This window comes from Chryseobacterium sp. VAUSW3 (genome assembly GCF_002205795.1).
Taxonomy (GTDB): Bacteria; Bacteroidota; Bacteroidia; order Flavobacteriales; family Weeksellaceae; genus Kaistella; species Kaistella yananensis.
In genome coordinates, this window is the sequence record NZ_NIUY01000001.1 from 1,037,321 (window position 1) to 1,055,784 (window position 18,464).

The 18,464-nt window shown below is 39.8% G+C and carries 16 protein-coding genes; 5 read left to right on the plus strand and 11 right to left on the minus strand.

The window, feature by feature from the left end; genetic code table 11:
• Positions 1 to 119: 119 nt before the first annotated feature.
• Positions 120 to 716 (plus strand): superoxide dismutase, encoded by a 597-nt coding sequence (locus tag CDW55_RS04710; RefSeq protein WP_088468540.1) that lies wholly within the window; start codon positions 120 to 122, stop codon positions 714 to 716.
• Positions 717 to 769: 53 nt separating this feature from the next.
• On the opposite strand, the gene CDW55_RS04715 is transcribed toward CDW55_RS04710, so the two are convergent.
• Both CDW55_RS04715 and CDW55_RS04720 read right to left on the minus strand, forming a co-directional pair.
• On the minus strand, positions 770 to 1,180 hold the full coding sequence (locus CDW55_RS04715; RefSeq protein WP_088468541.1) for a DUF6146 family protein: 411 nt from the start codon (positions 1,178 to 1,180) through the stop codon (positions 770 to 772).
• An 85-nt stretch (positions 1,181 to 1,265) separates the two neighbouring features.
• Positions 1,266 to 2,462, minus strand: coding sequence for an endonuclease/exonuclease/phosphatase family protein (locus CDW55_RS04720; protein WP_088468542.1), 1,197 nt, complete (start codon positions 2,460 to 2,462; stop codon positions 1,266 to 1,268).
• Between the two features lie 245 nt (positions 2,463 to 2,707).
• On the opposite strand from CDW55_RS04720, the gene CDW55_RS04725 reads away from it, so the two are divergent.
• Positions 2,708 to 5,434 carry a TonB-dependent receptor gene (locus CDW55_RS04725; RefSeq protein ID WP_088468543.1) on the plus strand — a complete coding sequence of 909 codons (2,727 nt, stop codon included), beginning with the start codon at positions 2,708 to 2,710 and terminating at the stop codon, positions 5,432 to 5,434.
• An 18-nt stretch (positions 5,435 to 5,452) separates the two neighbouring features.
• Positions 5,453 to 7,528, plus strand: coding sequence for a DUF5689 domain-containing protein (locus CDW55_RS04730; protein ID WP_088468544.1), 2,076 nt, complete (start codon positions 5,453 to 5,455; stop codon positions 7,526 to 7,528).
• 444 nt (positions 7,529 to 7,972) lie between these two features.
• On the opposite strand, the gene CDW55_RS04735 is transcribed toward CDW55_RS04730, so the two are convergent.
• Genes CDW55_RS04735 through CDW55_RS04755 form a run of 5 tightly spaced genes read right to left on the minus strand, consistent with a single transcriptional unit; the run spans position 7,973 to position 11,435 of the window.
• Positions 7,973 to 8,443, minus strand: coding sequence for a DUF6702 family protein (locus CDW55_RS04735; RefSeq protein WP_088468545.1), 471 nt, complete (start codon positions 8,441 to 8,443; stop codon positions 7,973 to 7,975).
• A gap of 41 nt (positions 8,444 to 8,484) precedes the next feature.
• Entirely contained in the window at positions 8,485 to 9,243 is a 759-nt protein-coding gene (locus CDW55_RS04740) for a TIGR00730 family Rossman fold protein (RefSeq protein ID WP_088468546.1), read from the minus strand.
• Between the two features lie 14 nt (positions 9,244 to 9,257).
• The gene (locus CDW55_RS04745) at positions 9,258 to 9,971 is read right to left on the minus strand and encodes an NDP-sugar synthase (RefSeq protein ID WP_088468547.1); all 714 of its coding nucleotides are present in this window, start codon (positions 9,969 to 9,971) and stop codon (positions 9,258 to 9,260) included.
• 1 nt (position 9,972) lies between these two features.
• Positions 9,973 to 10,383: an RNase adapter RapZ gene (locus tag CDW55_RS04750; RefSeq protein WP_088468548.1), complete on the minus strand. Its 411-nt coding sequence runs from the start codon at positions 10,381 to 10,383 to the stop codon at positions 9,973 to 9,975.
• Between the two features lie 29 nt (positions 10,384 to 10,412).
• Positions 10,413 to 11,435 carry an aminoglycoside phosphotransferase family protein gene (locus CDW55_RS04755; RefSeq protein WP_088468549.1) on the minus strand — a complete coding sequence of 341 codons (1,023 nt, stop codon included), beginning with the start codon at positions 11,433 to 11,435 and terminating at the stop codon, positions 10,413 to 10,415.
• Positions 11,436 to 11,486: 51 nt separating this feature from the next.
• Here CDW55_RS04755 and xrtF point away from each other — a divergent pair, with 51 nt between their 5' ends.
• Entirely contained in the window at positions 11,487 to 12,029 is a 543-nt protein-coding gene (gene xrtF, locus CDW55_RS04760) for an exosortase family protein XrtF (RefSeq protein WP_088468550.1), read from the plus strand.
• On the plus strand, positions 12,016 to 12,450 hold the full coding sequence (locus CDW55_RS04765) for an exosortase F system-associated membrane protein (RefSeq protein WP_088468551.1): 435 nt from the start codon (positions 12,016 to 12,018) through the stop codon (positions 12,448 to 12,450). Before xrtF ends, CDW55_RS04765 begins: the two co-directional genes overlap by 14 nt.
• A gap of 2 nt (positions 12,451 to 12,452) precedes the next feature.
• Here the strand turns inward: CDW55_RS04765 and CDW55_RS04770 are convergent, their stop codons facing one another.
• From CDW55_RS04770 to CDW55_RS04785, 4 genes are all read right to left on the minus strand, one after another.
• Entirely contained in the window at positions 12,453 to 13,451 is a 999-nt protein-coding gene (locus tag CDW55_RS04770; protein WP_088468552.1) for a cation diffusion facilitator family transporter, read from the minus strand.
• 80 nt (positions 13,452 to 13,531) lie between these two features.
• A complete protein-coding gene (locus tag CDW55_RS04775) occupies positions 13,532 to 14,524 on the minus strand; it encodes an aspartate-semialdehyde dehydrogenase (RefSeq protein WP_088468553.1) in 993 nt (330 codons plus the stop codon).
• Between the two features lie 33 nt (positions 14,525 to 14,557).
• Complete coding sequence (locus CDW55_RS04780) at positions 14,558 to 14,995, minus strand: hypothetical protein (RefSeq protein ID WP_088468554.1); 438 nt, start codon at positions 14,993 to 14,995, stop codon at positions 14,558 to 14,560.
• Between the two features lie 94 nt (positions 14,996 to 15,089).
• The gene (locus tag CDW55_RS04785) at positions 15,090 to 18,422 is read right to left on the minus strand and encodes a TonB-dependent receptor (RefSeq protein ID WP_088468555.1); all 3,333 of its coding nucleotides are present in this window, start codon (positions 18,420 to 18,422) and stop codon (positions 15,090 to 15,092) included.
• Between the last annotated feature and the right edge of the window lie 42 nt (positions 18,423 to 18,464).

Sequence of the window (18,464 nt, forward strand, 5' to 3'; positions counted from 1 at the left end):
TGAAAGGAGCGATTTTTTTAATTTAATCTATGTTAAAGATTTATTAAAGTAATGTCTGTGGCTTGTACTTGCCCTACATTATGAGTAAATTTGGGTATTAACTTAAAATATTAAAAATTATGGCATTTGAATTACCACAATTGGGATATGCGTACGATGCGCTTGAACCAACCATTGATGCAAAAACAATGGAAATCCACCACACCAAACATCACCAGGCATACATTGATAATTTAAACAAAGCAATTGCAGGAACAGATCTGGAAGGAAAAACCATCGAAGAAATCTGCAAAACAGGTGTAGATAAAGCAGCGGTAAGAAATAATGGCGGCGGACATTATAACCACACGCTTTTCTGGGAAATTTTAACTCCTGGAGGAAGCAAAGAACCTGTAGGAAACGTAAAAACAGCGATTGAAGCTTACGGAGGTTTCGAAAAATTCAAAACTGATTTTGCTGAAGCGGCAAAAACAAGATTCGGTTCCGGCTGGGCTTGGTTATGTAAGAAAGAAGACGGATCTGTGGCGGTTTGCTCTACTCCAAATCAGGACAATCCTTTAATGCCGGTTTCTGATTGCAAGGGCACACCTGTTTTGGGACTCGATGTTTGGGAGCATGCGTATTACCTGCATTACCAAAACAGAAGACCGGATTATGTTACTGCATTTTTCGAAGTAATCAACTGGGATAAAGTGGAGGAAAAATTTAATAAGTAAGACGTTCTACAATATTAAAAAAGGGTTCAGATGTTTTCTGAGCCCTTTTTAATTTAACGGATCTCTGCACCGCTCAATCCCGACATCCGTAAACCGTATTTCCACTGAACATAAGCAAAAACCTGATACAGTTTATATTCAAACTTCAATCCGTAGTTTTCCTGTGGATCATAGTCTATCGAAGATTCAATCACATTTCGGTACCTGCCCGAATAGTAGTAGGAATTCCATTCGTTCACCAGAAAAGTATTTTTATTTTTAAGATAAGATTCAGAATACATGTTCATCGGTTTCGCAATTGCGTTCAGGAAATAGTCGTACTGGGTATCAATCACCTGAAGATCCCATTCGCCCTCTTCATTTTTCTGAGGCGTAATTTCGGCGTGGGTGCTGTCCTGTGTTTTATTTTGCGGTGTACAGGCAATTACGCCCAGTGCAAAAATTAAATATAATAACTTTTTCATCGCTTTATTTTTATATAAAGTTATGAAAAAAATAAACCGAAGTACGGAACTTCGGTTTTTATATTTTGATGTTAGAAAAATCGGTTTAACGCTTATGCTCGCGCTGCATCACGGTAAATACCGGGAAGTGGTCACTGTAGCCATTAGTGAAGCGGTCGCCATCCCAGGATCTTAAAGGATAACCCTTCCATTGTCCTTCGCTGTTTTTCATATAAGAAGGTGCAAAAACTTCGGTTTTAAATACGGTGTATCCTGCCGATAATTTTTCGGGAGAATAGAAGTTTTTAGAAACAATAATCTGATCAAAAAGGTTGGGTGCATCGCGGTAACCTAGGGTAGCAACACCTGCCTTATACATTTTGGTCATCAGGTTATAATAAGGAGTTTTATCGCTAAGTTGCTCCGGTTCTGCCACACTGCCTAAAACTTTTTTGATGCTTGGGCTCACAGGATCATCATTGAAGTCGCCCATTGCGATAAGTTTGATGGAAGGATCTTCTGCGATTAAACGGTCCATTTCGGTTTTTAAAACTGTTGCTGCGGCGGCACGGCGTGGGTAAGAGCGTGCTTCGCCTCCACTTCTGGACGGCCAGTGATTTACAAAAACTGCTGTTTTTTCGCCATCGAGCAAACCTTTAACGACCAAAACGCCACGGGTGTAGCTTCTGTGGCCTTCTTCGTTGAAGATTTTAATATCTTTCTCATAGTGGTCGGTTACAACGAATCTTCCTTTCTGGTAGATTAAAGCCACATCCACGCCACGGGCATCATAAGAATTGTGGTGTACAATCCCGTAATTGCTTTTTGCGAGCGCAGGCTGTTTGATAAGGTCTTCGATCACCTGGCGGTTTTCAACTTCCACAAGGCCGATGATGGCAGGGTTGTCATTGGTATATTGTCTTCCCAGTTCAGAAAGTACTTTACTTATGTTGGCCATTTTCTGGTTATACTTTTGGGTATTCCAGTTTTTAGAGCTGTTTGCGGTGAAATCATCGGCAAGAATCTGGTTTCGCACCACTTTTTTGCCTACAAGAAGTTCGTTGCTCCATTCGCCTTTGTACACTTCAGTCGTTTCCAGATATTGTAAAGAGTCCAGCGGCACACTTCGGTGGAATGCCGGATTCTTAACATCTTTTGTACCATCAATATAATCTGCCGACGGAACAGTGTCCCAGAGGTTTTCTACATTAAAAAAAGCGATGGCTGCTCGCTGTACCTGTATTTTCTGGGCAAAAACAAAGCCCATAAAAAACAGCGTGATTGTAATAAAAAATTTTTTCATTAGAAAATACATAAAAAATTTAAGTGCGTAAAATTACTAATAATTTCGCAAGCAAGCACTTAAAACTATGAGTAATACTTTTTAACAACATTTTTTTGGAGGCTTATGAATTTAGGAATATTAATAATAATTGATACTTCTTTATAAGAATAAAGTGTTAAATATCTTTAACTTAACAAAAATTAACCCTAAATTTGTTGCCCCTTAAAAATATCTTATCATAAAGGGGATTTAAATAATTAGTTATGATTAAAAAGTTATCCTTAATCTCATTGTTTACTTTGCTTCCGGCCTCGTTTTATTTTGCGCAAACTACGGTTTATGCGTATGTAAAAGACCAGGAAGGTAAACCAGTTGAGAGCGCAGAGATTGATCTTGTACAGTCTACTGATGATGTGAAAGCCGATAAAATTGGTTATTTTCAGTTTGTTGATCTTCAGCCTGGGCAGTACCAGATTAATGTTTCGAAGCCGAATTTTGAAACAAAAGTGATTGAATTTACGGTATCTGCAAACGAAAAAAGAAGGGATTTAGGCGTAATCAGTTTATTACCTGCACCATTTGCAAATGCAGGGGTGATGGTAATTGATGATTCTGCCGCTGATAATGATGAAGGAGGCGGTTCGTCAATGCAGCCCACTGTAGGGCTTCTGAGCTCTGGCCGGGATGTTTTCCAAAGTGTTACTGCTTTCGAACTTGGAGCCTACTGGTTCCGCCCAAGAGGGGTGGAAAACCGTTTTGAAGATGTTATTTTCAACGGTGTATCGATGTCGAAAAACGATGATGGTAAAGTAGATTTCAGCAACTGGGGCGGGTTAAATGACGTTACACGTTACCCTTTTGAATCTGTTGACAATATTACCCCTTCCGAATATGCTTTCGGTAACCTTGGTGGGGTGGTATATTATAATACGAGAGCATCCAGCTACAGAAAACAAACTTCGCTTGCCTATTCATTTACAAACAGAAGTTATTTTCACCGTGCAATGGCAACCTACTCAAGCGGTTTGTCTAAAAACGGTTGGGCATTCACATTCTCCGGAAGCCGAAGATGGGCTGACGAAGGTGTAATCGACGGAACTTACCAGGATTCTTACGCATATTTCGGTGCCATTGAAAAGCAGTTCAGCAGCCGCCACGCAATTAATTTAACAGCGTTTGGAGCGCCAACTTACAGAGCGAATAATTCACCAAACACTCAGGAAACTTATGACTTGATGGGGAAGAATTATAATGCGTACTGGGGATGGCAAGACGGTGAGAAAAGAAATTCAAGAATCAGAAAAGTATTCGAACCAATATTTATGCTTACTGATTATCTGAAAATTGGTAAAAACAGCAATTGGAACAACACGATTTCTTATCAGGAAGGTAGAGACGGAAGAAGCCGTTTAGACTGGTTCCACGCAGCCGATCCTAACCCTACGTACTACAGAAAATTGCCAAGCTACGGTATTTTCACCGAAGAAGAATTTAAAGCAAATGCACAGATCGATTGGATGAGCCTTTACCAGGCGAATTATCTGAACCGTTATGATATGGCGGGCAATGAACAGGGCGCGGTGTACAGTATTGTAGAAGATGTAAATAAAGACAAGACCTTCAACTTTGCTTCCCACTTTGATACTAAGCTTGATGAAAACTGGAAACTCAACATCAACTTTAATTATCAGAAACTGAAATCTGATAACTTCAGAGAGATGAAGGATCTGTTGGGAGCTTTGTATGCAAATAACCTGAACGCTTTCGGAAACGACCAGCCTTATGATTTAGATAATCCCAACGCTAAAATTCTTGTAGGAGACAGAACCCAATATTCCTACGATTTATTGAGAGATCAGTACACGTTAAACGCATCTACTGAAATCGACCTTCCGAAATGGACGGTAACTGCGTCGGTTTTCACTTCCTATGCGGATTCTCAGAGAGACGGTAAATTCAGACACCACCAATATGCCGACAGCAAAGGAAAGAGCGAGGTTTTCAACTCGATCGATGCAGGTCTTAAAGGAAGGGTGCTTTATAAATTAGACGGTAGAAACTTCATCGTGTATAATGGTGCATTCTTTAGTCTGGCACCTACTTTAAACGAAATTTTCATCAGCCCGCGTGTTACCAATATGATTACCCCGAATGTTGAAAACCAGATCATCAATTCAAATGACTTAAACTATATCTTAAGAGGTCAGATTCTTAAACTTAGATTAAGCGCATACTCTACGACGATTAAAAATGCTACAGAAATTTCCAGATACTATGCGGATATTTCCAGTGAAACAGTTGATCAGGGTAATGCACTTGTAGCAGAAGTGCTCAGCGGAATTGACAAATCTTACCAAGGTTTGGAATTGGGTGCTGATGTGAAAATTACAACCACCCTGAACGCAACTGCAGTAGTAAGTTATGGTGATTATAAAATTACCAATAATCCTACAGTAACCACGTTTGATGACGATTTCGGAATCAGAGAGTGGGGTACTGCAAACATCAAAGATTATAAAATTGCCGGTACGCCACAAAAAGCTTACTCTTTTGGTCTGCGTTATAACTCCAAAAATTTCTGGTGGCTGGGAGCTACAGCGAATTACCTGCAGGACCAGTATCTTGATTTTTCTGCACTCAATAAAACCGCAGCCATGTATACCGACCCACGTACAGGAGATAATTATCCGGGAGCTACACCGGAGGCGATCGCAACAATTACTGCACAGAAGAAGTTTGAAGATCAGTTTATGCTGAACGCGAACGCAGGAAAAACTTTCGTATTCGGAGATTACAGAATGGGTGTTAGTTTAAGTGTAAACAATATCCTGAATAACAGAGATTATGTTACCGGAGGTTTCGAACAGGGCAGGGCAGTTAACTTCCCGGAAGCTCAAGCAGAAGCACAAAGAGAAAAACCTTATTTCGGTCCAAAACTTTGGTACGACAGAGGAACTACGTTTTTTGCAAACGTTTATTTAAGATTTTAATTACTAATAAAACATCCAATGAAAAAATACAGTTCATTTTTTAAGATTTTCTTCATCACTTTTGCATCGCTCCTGCTTTCGGCGTGTGTGCACGATGATAAGTACGATGATCCTGTGCTCCAGGATTACCAGTGCAGAGACCTTACGGCTACGATGACGATTGCTCAGGTGAAGGCTTTGCATACCAATATGCGTTATGTATTCCCGGAAAATTCTACTGCAGTGATGGAAGGTTATGTAGCCTCTACTGATGAATCGGGAAATATTTATAAGACAATCTATATTCAGGATTCACCAGTTAATCCAACCCAGGGATTTGTAATCAGTGTAGATGCGGTAAGCACTTACACAAAGTTTCCGCAGGGATCTAAAATTTATATCGAATTGAAAGGTCTGGCGCTTGGAACTTACGGGGGTTTGGTTCAGTTGGGTATTGAAGATGCTAATGCCGTTGCACAGGGAGTTGATGCAGTTTCCAGAATTCCTGAGAAATTGGTTCCTCAGAGAATTTTCCGGTCATGTTCTGTTAGAGAAGAGATTGTACCGAAAGTGTTGAAGATTTCTGAAATGGCTGCCAACCAGGCGTTGCTTGGAGCTTTAATTAAAGTAGAAGATGCAGAATTTACAAACAGAGTACTTTGTTCAACTTATGCTCCGGATGGTGTTACGGTAGACCGGCCAATCGGTCAGGGATGGAATGGAAGTGCATACACCTCAACAGCAGTGGTAAGAAACAGTGGTTTTGCAGCATTTGCAAATCAGCTGCTTCCGGCCGGAAACGGCGACTTTGTGGGAATTTTCAGCAAATTCAACACTACGTACCAAATGTATATCAACAAACAGGCTGATTTGGCTGATATGAAGACATTCCCAAGATTAGACGGAATCGCATCTAATCCTTGTGTTATTGATCCTTCCGCTTACACAGCGAAAACAGTGGCTGAAGTAAAACAGCTTTTCACTACCGGACTTACACAGATCAACGGTAACTTCCTTCTGAAAGCGAAAGTAACAGCCAATGACGAAACCGGAAATCTTTTCAAGTATATTTATGTTGAAGATGCAACCGGAGGTATTAGAGTGAACATCAATAAGACAAACCTTTATCAGGATGCGAGATTTAAAGTAGGTAAAGAACTTTACATCAAACTGAACGGATTGTATGTCGGTAATGTGAACGGTGAATTGCAGATTGGGCAACCTTTCAACAATAACGTTGGACAGATTGCTGAGGCAGATGTTTACAAACATTTTTTTGATTCCAACATGCCTGCAACTCCGGTAACTGCTACAGAAAAGAAAATTAACCAGTTTACGCTGGCCGATGTAGGGAAATGGGTGAAAATTAAAGATGTGGAATTTGTTGATGGAGACCTCGGTCTGCCTTACGCATCTGGTGGAGTAACCAACAGAACGCTGAAAGACTGTTCCGGAAATACCATTTTATTACGGACAAGTAATTTTGCAAACTTTGCAGGTGCTGAAGTTGATGGTGGAAACGGTGATGTTTATGGAATCCTAAGTGTTTTCAACGGGACATACCAACTTTGGATTCCAAAACAGGTGCATGCTGATTTCGACAATCCAAGATGCGATGGTTCTCAGCCGCCGACTACCATTTTCTTCGAAGGTTTCCAGACAAGTCTTACCGCAAACTTTACAGCGTACGATATACTTGGACCGCAGCAGGTATGGACCAGATCTAACCAAGGTACTGGTACAAACTATTATGCAGTGATGAATGGTGGTACTACCGCAAACGAAGACTGGTTGGTTTCAAGTGAGATTAATCTTACAGGTTTCAACGGATATAGTTTCTCGTTCGATTCAGACGGGCGTGCTAATACACCAGGTAATCCGCTGGAAGTTTATATCACTGAGAATTTCTCAGGCAATCCTTCCACTACAACCTGGACGAAAATTAATGCACCAATTGATACAGCTTTGGGCGGGTTTGCGTTCTTTAACTCCGGTAAAATTAATATCGACAGTTATGCTAACAAAAAGATTAGAATTGCGTTTAAATATACAAATACAGCAACTGCTTCCACCACTTGGGAAGTTGATAATTTAAAAGTTTCTGGTAGTAAATAATCCAATATTATACTATTATAAAGGTCGCAGAAATGCGGCCTTTATTTTTTAATTTCATGTGCTTGCCGGATAAAACTTAAATGAATTAAGCCTAAGAACCTCCCAAAAAGTTAACCTGAAAAATTTCCTTATCAAGGAGGTTGTTATTGCTTTTAAATATACGTCTGTTGCAGCCGCCTCTACAACTTGGGAAGTCGACAGTGAAAGTTTCTAAGTAGTATATCTTAAAACAGAAGAAAGGCCGCAGCGATGCAGCCTTTTTTATTATTGGGAATTAGAGCCTTATTGATGTTGTAAGAATTTATCAACCTTCTCCAAGTCAGCTTGACACAAAAAAAGTAGGTGATTGTAACCTGAGCTTTAAAAAATCTGGTGGTTCAAATTTCTTTACAAAAAAGCCATCCCGCTTGCGAGATGGCCCTGTTTAATGCTTTAACCTAACCTTTAAAAACTGACTTCGTTAACTTCTTTTCCCCTCTGGAAATTCATTGTCTTCTGGCTGCCTTTGTAGGCGATGTTGACCAGATTTATCTGTCTGGGAAAGGTACCCAACAAAATGGTGTTTTTAATCTTTAAAGTGCTGATCTCGCTTACGCCGCCGGCTTCAAAGTAAACCCAAACCGACTGACCATTAACCTGGCTTCCGGTGAAAGTAAGCGTCTTAGGACTGCCGTTAACAAACAAATCGAAATTATTGTTTACATATTTTTTTACCTCTGCTTCAAAACCTGCTGTATTGGGATTTATTTTAATGGCATCAGAAATATGCTGGGTATTCATCTTTGTTGTGAACTTCAGTGTTTTGCTTCCTTCCACATAATCTACCTTTGTCATCGAGGAGTAAAAATCTGCGGTCGCAAAACTTGTCATCACTACCAATGCAAAGATTCCGATAATATGTAAAAAATTTTTCATCTGTATTTCTTGTTTCAGTATAGTCTCAAATATAATGCCAATTAAAAGTTGACATTTACTGTGTATTTATCATAAAATGCTTTGATGTGCGCTACGGCATCTTCCGCAGTATCAACCACCCTGTACAGGCTTAAATCTTCCTCAGAAATCATTCCGTTTTCCAGCAAGGTGTCTTTAAACCAATCCAGCAAGCCTTTCCAATAGTCAGATCCAACCAAAACAATTGGGAATCTTCCGATCTTGTTGGTCTGAATCAGCGTCATCGCTTCCAAAAGTTCATCTAAAGTACCGAAACCTCCCGGCATTACAATGAATCCCTGAGAATATTTCACAAACATCACCTTTCTTACAAAGAAATAATCGAAATCCAAACTGTAACCTTTATCGATATAAGGGTTAAAATGCTGTTCGAAAGGGAGTTCAATATTTAGTCCAATAGATTTTCCGCCGCCTTTATGGGCACCTTTATTTCCGGCTTCCATAATGCCGGGTCCGCCACCGGTAATAACGCCGAATCCAATTTCTGTAATCTTTTCTGCGATATCTACCGCAAGGTTATAGTAGGTGCTGTCAGGTTTAAGTCTTGCAGACCCGAAGATTGATACACATGGGCCTATTTTGGCAAGCCTTTCGTAACCGTCAACAAATTCGGCCATGATTTTAAAAACCATCCAGCTGTCTTTGGTAATGGTTTCGTCCCATGTTTTTTCGGAAAAAGACCGCTGAACTTTCTGATCAATTTCAAATTCGTTGCCTGTTGCCGCGCGTGTTGTACCTTTTCCTCTTTGTATTTTGCTCATAGATTTTTTTCGTCTTATTTAAAATGTTTCTCCGCTTCCAGTACAGATTCCGGTCTTCCCACATCAATCAGTTTTGCCTGATGTTCAAATCCGTGGATTTTTTCGGTGTGCATTAAATCCAGATATTCTTCCATAATAGAGAATTTTCCGGTGCGCTTTATCTTGTCGAAAATTGCAGGATTAATACAATGTATTCCACTGAAAGCTAATGGTTTGAATCCTTTGTTGAATTCTGCCAGCCGTTGCTCACCAGTGTCTATATTTACCCAGCCACGCAACACCATTTCTGGGTTAAAAAGAAGTTTTCTGGAACTTTTTCTGTCGGAAACTGCTAAAGTAGCGAAATCTTTCTTTTCCTGATGGTATTTTACAAATTCTGTAATATTTAAGTCGGTGAGAATGTCAGCATTAAGAATTAAAAAGTCTTCTTCAAAATCCAGAAATTTTCTTGCAAAAACCAAGCCGCCTCCGGTTTCCAGGAGCTGATCTTTTTCATCTGATATTTGGATATGGGCGCCAAAATTCTGGTTGTCTTTCAAAAATTCAATGATCTGATTCCCAAAATGGTGCACATTGATTACAAAATCATTAATCCCATAACTTTGTAAATATTTAATATTTCGTTCGAGTAAGGGAACATCATTAACCTTGGCTAACGCTTTCGGATGATGATCGGTAAAAGGCTTCAGCCTGGTGCCTTTACCGGCTGCAAAAATAAGGGCCTTCATCTTAGTTGTGATTAAGTTGCGGCTGCTCGTCGTGATGAATCGTAACGATGGCCTGCGGATATTTTTCGCGGATAAATGCTGCGGTTTTTTCAGCGCAGTAAACGGAGCGGTGCTGCCCGCCGGTACATCCGAAATTAATCTGAAGATGCTCGAAATTGCGCCCCAGATAATTATCGATATTGATGGAAACAATTTCCTTTACCAGGCTCAGAAATTTAGGCATTTCGGTTTTGGTTTCCAGAAATTCCTGAACGCCGATGTCGCAGCCGGTTTGCGCTTTATATTCTTCAATTCTTCCCGGATTTAGGATTCCGCGGCAGTCGAATGCGAATCCGCCGCCGTTTCCGGTTTCATCTTTTGGGATTCCGCCTTTTTTGTAGGAAAAACTGTGTATATCTATCGTAAGACTCATTTTTTTATTGATTTGAACCGTTAAATTTCTTAATGGTTTTTAATTATTGATTCGATTTTATTTTTAACTGAATTTGATTTCAGTGCTTTTACGAGTTTTTTCAGTTCCGGATAATGTTGCATTCCTTCCCAGGAATTTGCTAACTCTTCCAGATTTTCAATTCCCTTATCAATGCTTGAGATAAAATGCGGTTTTCTCTGGATAAGTCCGCGGAATCCATACGCTCCCAAAACCTGCATGAACCGGATCAGCTGAATCGGTTTTACCGAACTTTTCAGTTCTTTTACTGAATTTTCATCCTTCCAAAGCGAAAAATAATAACGCAGCATCTCTTCTTTGAAGTCTTCAGGAAAATTGGCTTTTGCCTGAAAAAGAAACGAAATAACGTCGTACATCAGCGGACCTTTCATCGCCGACTGGTAATCGATAAAGAACGCCTCATCATGATCATTTATCATAATGTTTCTCGCCTGGAAATCGCGAATCATCAAGCCTTTCGGGCCACAGTTTGTAATTTCTGAGGTAAGGTTTTTGAATTCTTTCAGCAAAGTAGATTTGTGGTAAGGAATCTCGAGTACATCTGCAATAAAACTTTTGAAATAGAACAGATCGTTGGTCACCGGAAATTCATTATAACTTTCATATTCGAAAGTTTTTGAATAATCGATCTTATCTTCTGTGCTTGTTTGAAGGTGAAATAATTTTTCGAGAGTTTGTTTCACCAAAGATTTTGTTCTTTCAGTTAAACCTTCACTTTCAATAATTTCCGAGAGGGTAGTTTTGCCTAAAAAATCCTGGACATAAATTTTTCGGTCTTCAGAAATTTTAAATATTTTGGGTGTATTGAGATGAAGTGCCGTGAAAACTTCAGAAAAGTAAAAAAAACTCTCGTTTTCGGGAATATTTTCGTTTTCGGTGATGATGTATCGCTTTTCTGCTGTTCTGCCCACGAAATTCTTTCTTGCCGAACCGCTTTGGGGCAATGAATAAAAATCCTGTGATTTTTCCCCAATAAATTCTTCGAAAAAGAGTTTTGCGTTGTCCATATTCATACTTTTACAAAGATAAGAAAATAGAATTTTTGAAAAGATTATATTTGCAGTATGTTCAATGATTTCAAGCCGGTTCTGAAAATTCTTTTACGCTTCGTCATCCTTTATGTGGTGATGGTTCTGGCTTATCAGTTTTATTTGAACCAGTTCAAAAATACAGGTCTTGATCCGGTTTCGGAATGGGTAGCAGAGCAAGCGGCTTTTGTACAGCAAAGTTTGGGTTATCCGTCTCATTTGGTGCCGGGAACACCGCAGCAGGAAACAAACTGGTTTTATGTGAGCGGCAGATATGTTTCGCGCATGGTCGAAGGCTGTAATGCGATTTCGGTAATGGTACTTTTTCTGGCGTTTATTTTTGCTTTTTATCAGGGTTTCAAGACTTTTGTTTTTGCCGGTTTAGGATTTGTTTTCCTGCACATTATCAATGTTTTACGGATTGCAGGATTAAATATTCTTCTGGTTGAACTGCCACAATATTCAAAAATAGGACATGATTATCTTTTCCCGGCGATTATTTATGGCAGTGTTGTAGTGCTTTGGTTAATATGGATTAAGTTTTTTGCGTTAAAAGATGCTGAACATGAAACCGCTTAGCGTTTTACCGGTCATCCTCGGGATTTTTAGTTTGATTGGAGTGAGAATGGTGGAAGAATCTCTTTTCTATGATCCTTTTCTAAGTTATTTTCATTCGGCAGATAAAAATGCGCAGTTTCCGGATTTTGAATGGGCAAAACTGATTTTAAATTATTTATTCAGATTTTCGCTGAACCTCACTTTATCAGCTTTGATTGTTCATTTTATATTTAAAAATAAAGAATGGACGATGCAGGCGGTTGTATTAATGCTGTTGGTTTTCGCGATCACCTTTCCCATCTATCTTTACTGCATTTATACCAGGTTTGAAGTTGGTTATCTTTTCTCCTTTTATATGCGGAGATTTGTGATTCAGCCATTAATTCTGCTGTTGATTATTCCATTATTCTATTATAGAAAGCAGCAGTTGAGAAAGGGTTGAAATTAGGTTGTAACATCATGTTTATCCATCTGCGAAATATTATTTTCGTTCCATACAATTTTCTTTACAAACGGCCGCTGACGAACCTGGCATTCGGAAAGCTGGCAGATTTCGCATGAAAAAGGTTTACAGTCATCCAGATGAAAATTAAATTCGATTGCCCTGCTGGAATTTTCTGAAATTAATTTATACGTTTCTTCCATTTCTTCATGCGCTTTTCGGAGTTCAAAATACCAGGGAAGCGTTAAATGGGCATCGATATGAAGACCGCTTCCGTGCTGCTGAATTCTGGTATTGTGAATGTCGATCCACTCGCGTTTTCTGTTTTCGTTTAAGATTTTAGCCATTTTGGAGAGCAATTCCTGATCGGCTTCATCCATGATTCCGCTCAAAGCTTTTCTAATGATTTTATAGCCAACAAACATGATATATCCGCCGAAAATAAGCGCAACAGCAGCGTCAATCCAGTAAATTTTCGTCAGATATACCAAAATTAAACTGATGACAACGCCTAAAGTGGTTAAAGTATCGCTCTGCAGGTGTTTTCCGGAGCTTTGAAGGACAAGGGAATTTTCCTGAATTCCTTTTTTTACCGAGATATAACCCATGAGATAGTTGATTACGGCGGTAACCGCAATAATGAGCATTCCCCAGTCGAGTTTTTTCGGGACATTACCGTGCAAAAGGGAATCAACAGCCTGCACAAGGATAATGACTCCCGCAAAAATAATCAGGGCGCCTTCGATTCCGGAAGTCACAAACTCCACTTTTCCGTGGCCGTACGGATGATCGATGTCTTTGGGTTTTGCTGCCAGATATAATGAATAAAGTCCCATAAACCCTGCTATAATATTCACAATACTTTCCATGGCATCAGAAAATACCGCATCAGAATTGGTAAGATGCCACGCAATTAACTTTCCGATAAACAGACCTATTCCTACAATGGCAACGGTTTTCTGAAATGCGAAATTGGTTTTTGATGAATGTTGATTTTCCACAGCAGTGTTTGAGGGTTTTAATTAAAAATGTTTCAGGCGTCTAAGAATAAAAAAATGCTCACCTTAAGTGAGCATTTATATTAAACCAAGTGATTTTCTAAGAGATATTCGGCAATCTGTACCGCGTTGGTGGCGGCGCCTTTGCGGAGATTGTCTGCAACAATCCACATATTAAGTGTGTTAGGTTGGGATCGGTCTCTGCGGATTCTTCCGACAAAAACCTCATCTTTTCCTTCGGAATACAGCGGCATAGGATAAATTTTGTTCGAAACATCATCCATGACCACAACTCCCGGAGTTTCCGAAAGGATTTTCCGTACTTCATCAAGATCGAAATCATTTTCAAACTCAATGTTTACACTTTCTGAATGCCCTCCCTGAACAGGAACACGCACCGCAGTTGCCGATAAATTAAAACTGTCGTCGCCCATGATTTTCTTAGGTTCAGTCATCAGTTTTATTTCTTCTTTGGTATAATCATCTTCAGCAAAAACATCGCATTGTGGAAGCGCGTTTTTGAAAATCTCGTATGGATATACTTTCGCTATATCTTTATCGCCGGAAATTTCTGCATTCAGTTGGTCAACAGCATTTTTACCTGTTCCCGTTACAGATTGGTAAGTTGAAACGATGACTCTTTTGAGATCATATTTCAGATTCAGCGGGTGCAGAACCATTACCAACTGTATTGTTGAGCAATTGGGGTTTGCAATAATTTTATCGTTTTTCGAAAGCTCAGACGCGTTGATTTCGGGAACAACCAGTTTTTTATCCTCCATCATTCTGAAAGCAGAAGAGTTGTCGATTACCGTAGTTCCTACTTCAGCGAACTTCGGTGCAAATTCCAGGGAAGTATTTCCGCCGGCAGAAAACAGCGCGATTTCTGGCTTCATATCGATGGCGGTCTGCATTGATACGATGGAATATTCGTTCCCTTTGAAACAGATCTTTTTACCGACCGATTTTTCAGATGCAACAGGAATTAATTCTGTAACCGGAAAGTTTCGTTCTTCTAAAACCTTCAACATAACTTGGCCTACCATTCCGGTAGCGCCCACAACTGCTATTTTCATTTTTTTGTCTGATTGATGCTAATTGATAATAAATTAAGCCCCGAAAAGTCGGTGCCACTGAAATGCCCAAAGCATGAATGCAAGTGCAACGAATCCCATAATGACCCAACCCATTTTTAGTTTATCGTTGGTTTTGAATTTTTTATTTAGGATGGTTAACAGCACTGCAGCCACGATCATGGCGAAAGGATGCTCAACGTACGCATTTCTTGATGCAGAATCGCTCATCAGGGTTCCGGCTTCTGAAGCTGCTTTGAAACCTGGAGAGAAGAAAAACAACATTATCAGCCCGATTAATGCCTGAAGGTGGAAAAAAATCATCGTAAACAGCGTTGATTTTCTTAAAAGTTTAGAGATTTTACCTGAGTATCCGAACATCGTCACAAGCAGTGCGACAACAAAAACAGCTGCCAGGAGCAGAATTAAATAAGCAAAACCACGGTGTGCCTGAAGCATGATGTTGAAATCCATAAATATTTTTTTATAAGTTAACTGCAAATATAAAAAAAATCCCGACGATAAAGTCGGGATTAATATCAAATCTAAAGTTGATACTTTAGGTTTCTTAGAATGAATACTTCATACCGAACATTGCGGACCAAGTTGTAAATCTTGAACTTGCAGGTCTGTTAGGTGAAGTAACCAATTCATTACCGCTTCTTAACATCTGGAATGTTGGATTTGGAGATAATGCACCGGAACGGCCAAGGATTGCAGCACCGTAAGAGCTTACGTTTTGATCCTGGATTCCCCACTCTGAGTTCAGCATGTTGCCAAAGTTTAAGATATCCAAAGAAAGTTGAATTTTATCACCTTTCTGAACCATGTCAGTAAACAAATTCTGAGTCAAACGGATATCAACACGGTTTAACCAAGGCATAAGGAATTCGTTTCTTGGTAAAATTTGTCCTCTGTAACCTTCGAGACCATTGTCTTTGATAAACTGGTCGAATGCTGCTCTCTGCTGATCTGCGGTAAACAGAACAGTAGTGTTGGCGCCACTTCCGGTTGTAATGTTAGCAAAGTTCATATCCGCGGTAGAGTTTGGAAGGTAAAGCAAGTCATTTGCAATTCCGTCTCCGTTCACGTCATTGGAATAGTAGTAAGAATATCTTCCCTGATGCGCACCGGAATAGTAAGCACCGATAGTAGTACCCGTTTTCTTGATCTCGTAAGTCACGTTTGCAACAACTCTGTGAGGAACTGCATAGTTAGAAATACTTAAGAAATCCTGGTTCGGAGAATCTACAGTCGGAGAACCTAACCAAGATGATGATGCATTAGATCCTGAGTTAGATGATACTTCTTCAGCTTTCGAATAGGTATAGAATGCTGATCCTGAAAGTCCTTTCCATGGTCTCATCTGAGCTCCGAAAGTTGCAGAAAATGCATAACCCTTAGTGTCTGTATTCGTTAAGATGGTAGCACTGTTTCCTCCAATTGCTGAGTTATAGGTGTATGAGGCAGCATTAGGATAATAAACACGGTCCGCATAGGTCATTTTTTGTGTTGATGCTTTTCTGTTCGCTCCAAACTGGAATACTGCATTGATATCTTTAGTGTAAAGAATATCAGTAGTAAGTGTTAAAACCGAGTTAGGCACTTTGTAATCGATACCTAAACTTGATCTCCACACAGAAGGCATTTTGAAGTCCTGATCAACAAGAGAGAAAGATGAAGGTGCACCTGCTTTAGGGCTTGTAATGAAGACGTTTTCAGCTCCTGCAGGAACGTTGTTCAGGTGATAATAAATATCCTGTGGCTGGAAGGTAACATTGTTGATCCATCCTGCAACTGCTGCATATGATCCTGGTTCAATGGTGTTCTGAAGCACCCCAGCATTGGTTGGCATGTTTGTTAACCAAACGAAAGGTACCCGTCCGGAGAATACACCGCTTCCTCCTCGTACAGTAAGTGAACGGTCACCCAAAACATCATAATTGAAACCTACACGAGGTGAAATCATTACACGTGATTTTGGCCATGATCCAGAAGAGTATTTTGTAGGATTACCGTTTTTATCCAATAATTCCAGTGCGTCGATTGATGGGTTTGCTGTAAGATCGTTAAGATAGAACGGAAGTTCTGCTCTTACACCAACCGTAAAGTTGAATTTATCGTTAAGCGCAATTCTGTCCTGAACGTAAGCTGATCCAAGACCGAAGTTTACTCTTGCGTAAGTGTCTTGGTTAGCATAAGGATAAGTAAGACCAAACATAATTGGTGCAACTTCGTTAGCAGTACCTGTTTTTAAGAAATCTGCTACCGATGCATATCGGTAATAACCGGTTCCCATACGGGTATATGAGTTACCAAATTTCTGCATTTCATAAGCAACACCTCCTGTTACTGTGTGTTTACCCGCATTATATGTAAGGTTGTTAATGAAAGAGAAATTGTCATTCACTACATCATTCAGATAAGAAAAAAGTTCAGTACCAAAACTGATATAGTTACCTCCATTCGGAGAACCATCCCAGATGTCAACAAAAGGGAACAGGGTGTCTGAAGGGGTAGATCTTAAATCCTGAATTTTAGAATAGGTAAATAATAATTTATTTGAAAGGTTAGAGTTAAACGTTGAGTTTAATTCCGCAGTAAGTGAAGAAACTTTATTTTCAAATCCGTAGTTTCCGTTTTCGAAAGTCATTGCTCTGTCGCTTACACGGTTCCATGTAGAACGTGGTGAAGGTCCAGAGTTGCCGTTTGCTACCTGCATGGAGGTCCCGTTCAGGATGTTGTAACGGATTGCAAATTTATGCTGATCGTTGATGTTCCAGTCTAAACGTGCAAGAAATTTATCTCCCTTTTGTACCGCCTCGTTTGCATAACCCTGATATCTTCCCGGATCATAACCCCATCTGTTGATCAGGTGATTTCTTACTGCGATAAGATCAGATTCTTTTACCCTTGAAATATTGTTTGCCGGATCAGAAACTCCGTCTTGAGATGCTTTCCAAAGGTTAGCTCCAGATGCGTTGGCTCCTGTACTGGTTTCTCTTTCAGCACTAATGAAGAAAAACAATTTATTTTGAACAATAGGTCCACCTACTGTAAAACCGTTGGTAACCTGTCCTCCCGAAACTTTTTCAATGTCTTTTCCGTTAATTTTCCATCCGTTCAGTTCTTTTCCGTTATAATAACCGTAAAGTGATCCGTGGAATTTATTAGTTCCGGATTTGGTAACTGCGTTAATACCAGCCCCGGTAAAACCAGACTGGGTAACATCAAAAGGAGCAATGTTTACACTGATTTCCTGAATTGCATCTAAAGAAATTGGTTGCGAATTACCACCTGGTAGCGGACTTGAACTTAAACCAAAACCATTGTTAAAGTTAGCACCGTCGATTTGAAGGTTGTTATAACGAGCATCCCTACCTGCAAACGAATTTCCGTTAGCCTGAGGGGTAAGTCTCGTGAATTCCGTTATGCTTCTGTTAGCTTGAGGTAAATCCTGGATTTGCTTCTGACCTACGTTGGTAGCAGCTCCTGTTTTGTTCACATTTGATCTACCAGCTGCCGTAATCATTACTTCTGCAATATCTGTAGTTTTGGTTTCACCTACAACAGAGTTTAATACAAAAGGTTGTCCTAATTCCAAATATACATCTTCATAAACTTGAGGCTGCTGTCCTGCGTAAGTGATTTCAACCCTGTACGGGCCTCCAACACGCATGTTTGGAAGGTTAAAGTTTCCGGAAGCATTGGCCTTAGCGGAGTAGGAGGTACCAGATGGCAAATGGGTTGCTTTAATAGTTGCACCTGAGCTCGCCTTACCATCAGCGGTGGTTACAATACCGGTCATGTTACTTGTAGTAACCTGCGCGTGCACAGTTCCATAGCCGCAAAAAGCGATAGCAGCGATAAGCACGGTCTTCTTTAAAGTTTTACTTTTCATAATAAAATTTAACTAATTTTAAATATATATTTTCGGCAAAAA

Coding starts and splice junctions, on each gene's coding strand:
- CDW55_RS04710 (WP_088468540.1), top strand. CDS start 120: ATGGCATTTGAATTACCACAATTGGGATATGCGTACGATGCGCTTGAA.
- CDW55_RS04715 (WP_088468541.1), bottom strand. CDS start 1,180: ATGAAAAAGTTATTATATTTAATTTTTGCACTGGGCGTAATTGCCTGT.
- CDW55_RS04720 (WP_088468542.1), bottom strand. CDS start 2,462: ATGAAAAAATTTTTTATTACAATCACGCTGTTTTTTATGGGCTTTGTT.
- CDW55_RS04725 (WP_088468543.1), top strand. CDS start 2,708: ATGATTAAAAAGTTATCCTTAATCTCATTGTTTACTTTGCTTCCGGCC.
- CDW55_RS04730 (WP_088468544.1), top strand. CDS start 5,453: ATGAAAAAATACAGTTCATTTTTTAAGATTTTCTTCATCACTTTTGCA.
- CDW55_RS04735 (WP_088468545.1), bottom strand. CDS start 8,443: ATGAAAAATTTTTTACATATTATCGGAATCTTTGCATTGGTAGTGATG.
- CDW55_RS04740 (WP_088468546.1), bottom strand. CDS start 9,243: ATGAGCAAAATACAAAGAGGAAAAGGTACAACACGCGCGGCAACAGGC.
- CDW55_RS04745 (WP_088468547.1), bottom strand. CDS start 9,971: ATGAAGGCCCTTATTTTTGCAGCCGGTAAAGGCACCAGGCTGAAGCCT.
- CDW55_RS04750 (WP_088468548.1), bottom strand. CDS start 10,383: ATGAGTCTTACGATAGATATACACAGTTTTTCCTACAAAAAAGGCGGA.
- CDW55_RS04755 (WP_088468549.1), bottom strand. CDS start 11,435: ATGAATATGGACAACGCAAAACTCTTTTTCGAAGAATTTATTGGGGAA.
- xrtF (WP_088468550.1), top strand. CDS start 11,487: ATGTTCAATGATTTCAAGCCGGTTCTGAAAATTCTTTTACGCTTCGTC.
- CDW55_RS04765 (WP_088468551.1), top strand. CDS start 12,016: ATGAAACCGCTTAGCGTTTTACCGGTCATCCTCGGGATTTTTAGTTTG.
- CDW55_RS04775 (WP_088468553.1), bottom strand. CDS start 14,524: ATGAAAATAGCAGTTGTGGGCGCTACCGGAATGGTAGGCCAAGTTATG.
- CDW55_RS04780 (WP_088468554.1), bottom strand. CDS start 14,995: ATGGATTTCAACATCATGCTTCAGGCACACCGTGGTTTTGCTTATTTA.
- CDW55_RS04785 (WP_088468555.1), bottom strand. CDS start 18,422: ATGAAAAGTAAAACTTTAAAGAAGACCGTGCTTATCGCTGCTATCGCT.